Below are 6,000 nucleotides of genomic sequence, written 5' to 3' on the forward strand. Positions count from 1 at the left end.
CGGGTGAATTATCGACTAAAAAGTCGTTAAGGGGGACCGCCATGCCACCATCTTCGAACGGCCGCACCACAGATTTCCGGGCCGCAGCCCGGGCCACCGACCAATATTTCCACGCCAGCCAGGCGCGCGCCTTCGCGTCGCTCTCGCCCGCCTCGCTCAGCCTGGCGTGGCTGGACTGGGCCCTGCACATGGCGGCCTCGCCCGGCAAGCAGACCGAACTGCTGCGCCTGGCCGCCAGCCACCAGCGCGAACTGGCGCTCTACCTGTACGACTGCCTGAAGGCGTCCGGGGATCCGTCCCGGGTCTGCGTCACGCCGCCCGAGACCGACCGCCGCTTCAGCGACCCGGCCTGGTGCCGCTGGCCGTACAACCTGCTGCACCAGGGATTCCTGCTGACCCAGGCCTGGTGGGAAGAAGCCACGTCCGACCTGTGCGGCACCGATCCTCACCACATGCAGCAGATCTCGTTCTGGGCGCGGCAGTGGCTGGACATGATGTCGCCCGGCAACCAGCTCTGGACGAACCCGGTCGCCCTCAACCGCACGGTCGAGGAAGGCGGGATGAACCTGCTGCGCGGCGGCGGCTATCTGCTGGAGGACATCATCCGCCACCAGGCCGAGATGCCGGTCGCCGGGGCGGACAAATTCCGCGTCGGGCACGACGTGGCCGCCACCCCGGGCAAGGTGGTCCTGCGCAACCAGCTGATCGAGCTGATCCAGTACGCCCCCACGACCGGAACCGTGCGCCCGGAACCGGTCCTGCTGGTGCCGGCCTGGATCATGAAGTACTACATCCTGGACCTGTCGCCGCACAATTCCCTGGTCCGCTTCCTGCGCGACCAGGGCTACACCGTCTACTGCATCTCCTGGAAGAATCCCACCGACCAGGATGCCGAGCTGGGCATGGACGACTACCTGCGCCACGGGTTCTTCGCCGCCCTGGACGCCATCGGGCGCATCCAGCCGGAGCGCCGCGTCCACGCCACCGGCTACTGCCTGGGCGGCACGCTGCTGTCGATCGCGGCCGCCGCCATGGCGCGCGACGGCGACGCGCGGCTCGCCAGCGTCAGCCTGTTCACGGCCCAGGTCGATTTCAGCGAACCGGGGGAAATCGGCCTGTTCATCGACGAGGCCCAGGTCCACATGCTCGAAGCCCAGATGGGACGCCGGGGCTACTTCAGCGCCGACCAGATGGCGGGCGCCTTCCAGATGCTGCGGTCCTACGACCTGCTCTGGTCGCGCGTCATCCACGAATACCTGCTGGGAGAACGGCGGCCCATCAACGACCTGATGGCCTGGAACGCCGACACCACCCGCATGCCCGCCCGCATGCATTCCCAATACCTGCGGCGGCTGTACCTGAACAACGACCTGAGCGCCGGCCGCTACCCCGTGGGCGGACGGCCCGTGTCCATCGGCGACATCCGCCTGCCGATGTTCGCCGTGGGCACCGTGACCGACCACGTCGCCCCCTGGCGCTCGGTCTACAAGCTGCACCAGTTCTTCCCGGGCGAGCTGAGCTTCGTGCTGACCAGCGGCGGCCACAACGCCGGCATCGTCAACGAGCCCGGCCATCCCCGGCGCCAGTACCGCATCCGCATCCGCCGGCCCGGCGATCCCTTCCTGCCGCCCGACGAGTGGATGGATTCCACCCCCGTGAACGACGGGTCCTGGTGGACCGCCTGGTCGCAGTGGCTGGCGGACCGCTCGGGCGCGCCCGAGGCGCCGCCGCCCCTGGGCATCCCCGGCCGCCCGGCCCTGGGCGACGCCCCCGGACGCTACGTGCTGGAAACCTGACCCCCCGAACCCCGCGACATGCCAAGCCAAACGAACCCGATTTTCCGCTCCCTGGGCGCCGCCGGCCTGCTGCTGGCCCTGACGGCCTGCGTCAACCTGGCCCCCCGGACCGAGATCCCGCCGCTGCCGGTGGCCGACGCCTGGCCGGCCGACACCCAGGCCGAAACCACCCGGGCGCTGGCCGACCTGGACTGGTCCCGCTATTTCCAGGACGCGGAGATGCGCCGGCTGATCGGCCTGGCGCTGGAACACAACCGTGACCTGCGGCTGGCCGTGCTGCGCGTGCGCGAGGCCGAGGCCGCCTACCGCATCCAGCGCTCGGAACTGCTGCCCGCGATCGGCGCCCAGGGCCAGGGCGCCCGCACCCGCGACATCGCCGCGCCGCTGCCGGACCGGACCGTGGCGCAATCCAAGTACCAGGCCGCCGTCGGCCTGACCAACTGGGAAATCGATTTCTGGGGCCGCGTCCGCAACCTGAAGGACGCCGCCCTGGATGAATGGCTGGCGACCGACGCCGCCCGCCAGAGCGTGCAGATCGCCCTGATCCGCCAGGTGGCCGACGCCGCGCTTTCGCTGCGCGAACTGGAACAGCGGGCCCTCCTGGCCCGGGACGCGGTCGCCAATCGCCAGCAGTCGCTGGACATCTTCGAACAGCGCCGGAAGATCGGCTCGTCCTCGGAGCTGGAACTCACCCAGGTCCGCACCCTGCTGATCCAGGCCCAGTCGCTCAGCGCCCAGATCGAACAGCAGCGGGCCGCCGCCCGGCACGCGCTGGCCCTGCTGACGGGCACCGATCCCGGGCTCCAGCCCGCCGCCTCCGTCAGCCTGGACGCCACCCCGCTGGCATCCCTGCGGCCCGGCCTGCCGGCCGACGTGCTGCTGGCCCGCCCGGACATCCGCGCCGCCGAATACCAGCTGCGGGCGGCCCACGCCCGGATCGGGGCCGCGCGGGCGGCGTTCCTGCCGCGCATTTCCCTGACCTCGTCCCTGGGCACCGCCAGCACCGAACTGGACGGCCTGTTCGAGAGCGGCAGCCGCGCCTGGGTGTTCACCCCCGTCATCGAGGTCCCGATCTTCACGGCGGGCCGGCTGCGGGCCAACCTGGACGTCGCGGAAGTCCGCCGCGACATGGCGGTGGCCACCTACGAAAGGGACATCCAGACGGCGTTCCGGGAAGTGTCGGATGCCCTGTCCTCGCGCCAGTGGCTGGCCGAACAGATGGAGATCCAGGCCCGCATGGCGCAGACCCAGGCCGAGCGCGCCGCGCTGGCGCAGCTGCGCTACGACAGCGGGGCCGCGCCCTATCTGGAGGTGCTCGACGCACAGCGCGACCTGCTGACCGCCCAGCAGCAGCTGGTACAGGTCCGCGGCGCCTGGCTGTCCAGCCAGGTGGCCCTGTTCGCCGCCCTGGGCGGCGGGGCGGACCCGGCGCCGGCCAATCCCCAGGCTCCCGCCCCGAAGGCCGGGACTGCAAACTGAAAATCGAATCGACCATGAACCTGACCGACCACATCAAGAAAAGACTCCCGCTGATCCTCGTCATCGCCGTGGCGGCCGGCGCCTACGGCATCTGGCGCGGCGCCCAGGACCAGGGGCCGGGCCCCGGCTTCATGCAGGGCAACGGCCGCATCGAGGCGACCGAAATCGACATCGCCACCAAGCTGCCCGGCCGGGTCGACCAGATCCTGGTCAACGAGGGTGACTTCGTCAAGGCCGGCCAGGTCCTGGCCATCATGAACCTGGATTCCCTGCAGGCCCAGCTCGACGAGGCCCGGGCCCGCCAGCGCCAGGCCGGGCATGCCGTCGCCGCCGCCCAGGCGCAGGTCGCCCTGAGGGAAAGCGACGTCGCCGCGCAGCAGGCCGTCGTCAAGCAGCGCGAAAGCGACCTGTTCGCCGCCCGGCAGCGCCTGAACCGCTCGCGTTCCCTCGCGCAGCGCGGAGCCGCGTCGCAACAGGAACTGGACGACGACCAGGCCCGGCTGCACAGCGCCGAAGCCGGCCTGGCGGCGGCCAAGGCCCAGGTCGTCTCCGCCCAGGCGGGCGTGTCGGCGGCCAAGGCCGACCTGGTGGGCGCCGAATCCGCCGTGGCGGCCGCCGCCGCGACGGTGGCCCGCATCGAGGCCGACCTGAAGGACAGCAGCCTGAAGGCCCCGCGCGACGGCCGCATCCAGTTGCGCGTGGCCCAGCCCGGCGAAGTCCTGGGCGCCGGCGGCCGGGTGCTGAACATGCTGGACCTGGCCGACGTCTCCATGACCTTCTTCATGCCCGAGGCCGCCGCCGGGCGCCTGGCGATGGGCAGCGAGGTCCGCATCATCCTGGACGCCGCGCCCGCGTACGTGATTCCGGCCGAAGTCTCCTTCGTGGCCAGCCAGGCGCAGTTCACCCCGAAAACGGTGGAAACCGCCAGCGAGCGCCAGAAGCTGATGTTCCGCGTCAAGGCCCGCCTGCCGGTCGAGCTGCTGCTGAAGAACCTGGAGCAGGTCAAGACCGGCCTGCCGGGCGTGGCCTGGGTGCGCACCGATCCCGCGCAGCCCTGGCCGGAATCCCTGGCCGTCCGCCTGCCCGGCGTCCAGCTGCCCGAGTAAGCGCCCATGACATTGCCTGCCGTCGCGGCCCGGGTCCGGGGACTGAGCCACCATTACGGAAAAACCCGCGCGCTGGACCGGATCGACCTGGAGATCCCGGCCGGTCGGATGGTGGGCCTGATCGGCCCGGACGGCGTGGGCAAGTCCACGCTGCTGTCGATCCTGGCCGGGGCCCGCGTCATCCAGGAGGGCCGGGTCGAGGTCCTGGACGGCGACATGGCGCAGCGCGCCCACCGCGACCGCGCCTGCCCACGCATCGCCTACATGCCGCAGGGGCTGGGGAAGAACCTCTACCCGACCCTCTCGGTCGAGGAAAACCTGCAATTCTTCGCGCGGCTGTTCGGCCACGGGGCCGCCGAGCGGCGCCGCCGCATCGACGACCTGACCCGCAGCACCGGCCTGCATCCCTTCCTGTCGCGCCCGGCCGGCAAGCTGTCGGGCGGCATGAAGCAGAAGCTCAGCCTGTGCTGCGCGCTGATCCACGACCCGGACTTCCTGATCCTGGACGAGCCCACCACCGGGGTCGATCCGCTCGCCCGCGCCCAGTTCTGGGATCTGATCGCCCGCATCCGCGCCGGCCAGCCGGGCGGGCACGCCGGGCCGCCCCAAGGGCCCACTCCCCCTCGGGGGGACGGCGCGCAGCGCCAAGGGGGCGGCATCACCGTGATCGTGGCCACCGCCTACATGGACGAGGCGCAGCGCTTCGACTGGCTGGTCGCCATGGACCAGGGCCAAGTCCTGGCCACCGGCGCGCCCGCCGAACTGCTGGCCTCCACCGGCCAGAAGACGCTGGAATCGGCCTTCATCCATCTGCTGCCGCCCTCCCGGCGCGAAGGCTACGCCCCGGTGGAAATCCCCCCGCTGCCCGAGGGCTCGGACGACGACATCGCCATCGAGGCCGAGGGCCTGACGATGCGCTTCGGCGATTTCGTCGCCGTCGATCACGTCAGCTTCCGCATCCGGCGCGGCGAAATCTTCGGCTTCCTGGGCTCGAACGGCTGCGGCAAGTCCACCACCATGAAGATGCTGACGGGGCTGCTGCCCGCCAGCGAGGGCCGCGCCTGGCTGTTCGGCCACGAGATCGACCCCAACGACCTGGACGTGCGCCGCCGGGTCGGCTACATGTCCCAGTCGTTCTCGCTGTACGGCGAGCTCACGGTCCGCCAGAACCTGGTCCTGCACGCCCGCCTGTTCCACGTCCCGCCCGACCGCATCCCGGACCGGGTCCAGGCCATGGTGGAACGCTTCGGCCTGGGCGAGGCGCTGGACACGCTGCCCGACAGCCTGCCGCTGGGCATCCGCCAGCGGCTGTCGCTGGCCGTGGCGATGGTGCACGAGCCGGAACTGCTGATCCTGGACGAGCCTACGTCCGGCGTGGACCCCATCGCCCGCGACGATTTCTGGCGCCTGCTGATCACGCTGTCGCGCCGCGACCGGGTGACGATCTTCATTTCCACCCATTTCATGAACGAGGCCGAGCGCTGCGACCGCATGTCCATGATGCACGCGGGGCGCGTGCTCGACAGCGACCGGCCCGCCGAACTGGTGCGCAAGCGCGGCGCCAGGACGCTGGAAGAAGCCTTCATCGGCTACCTGCTGGAGGCCAGCGGCGAAGCCGC

General features: G+C 71.0%; 4 protein-coding genes. All 4 read left to right on the forward strand.

What is annotated here, in order from left to right:
- The first annotated feature begins 41 nt into the window (after nucleotides 1-41).
- Nucleotides 42-1,796: a PHA/PHB synthase family protein gene (locus tag ACFO27_RS08585; protein WP_376816970.1), complete on the forward strand. Its 1,755-nt coding sequence runs from the start codon at nucleotides 42-44 to the stop codon at nucleotides 1,794-1,796.
- A gap of 18 nt (nucleotides 1,797-1,814) precedes the next feature.
- On the forward strand, nucleotides 1,815-3,275 hold the full coding sequence (locus tag ACFO27_RS08590; protein ID WP_376816971.1) for an efflux transporter outer membrane subunit: 1,461 nt from the start codon (nucleotides 1,815-1,817) through the stop codon (nucleotides 3,273-3,275).
- Nucleotides 3,276-3,289: 14 nt separating this feature from the next.
- Entirely contained in the window at nucleotides 3,290-4,381 is a 1,092-nt protein-coding gene (locus ACFO27_RS08595) for an HlyD family secretion protein (RefSeq protein WP_376816972.1), read from the forward strand.
- Nucleotides 4,382-4,387: 6 nt separating this feature from the next.
- A partial coding sequence (locus ACFO27_RS08600; RefSeq protein ID WP_376816973.1) for an ATP-binding cassette domain-containing protein occupies nucleotides 4,388-6,000 on the forward strand: 1,613 nt, incomplete at its 3' end.

The organism is Castellaniella denitrificans (genome assembly GCF_042653765.1).
GTDB classification, from domain to species: Bacteria; Pseudomonadota; Gammaproteobacteria; order Burkholderiales; family Burkholderiaceae_B; genus Castellaniella; species Castellaniella denitrificans.

Bases quoted from the DNA above. Each gene is read 5' to 3' on its own strand.
- ACFO27_RS08585 (WP_376816970.1), top strand. From the start codon at position 42: ATGCCACCATCTTCGAACGGCCGCACCACAGATTTCCGGGCCGCAGCC.
- ACFO27_RS08590 (WP_376816971.1), top strand. From the start codon at position 1,815: ATGCCAAGCCAAACGAACCCGATTTTCCGCTCCCTGGGCGCCGCCGGC.
- ACFO27_RS08595 (WP_376816972.1), top strand. From the start codon at position 3,290: ATGAACCTGACCGACCACATCAAGAAAAGACTCCCGCTGATCCTCGTC.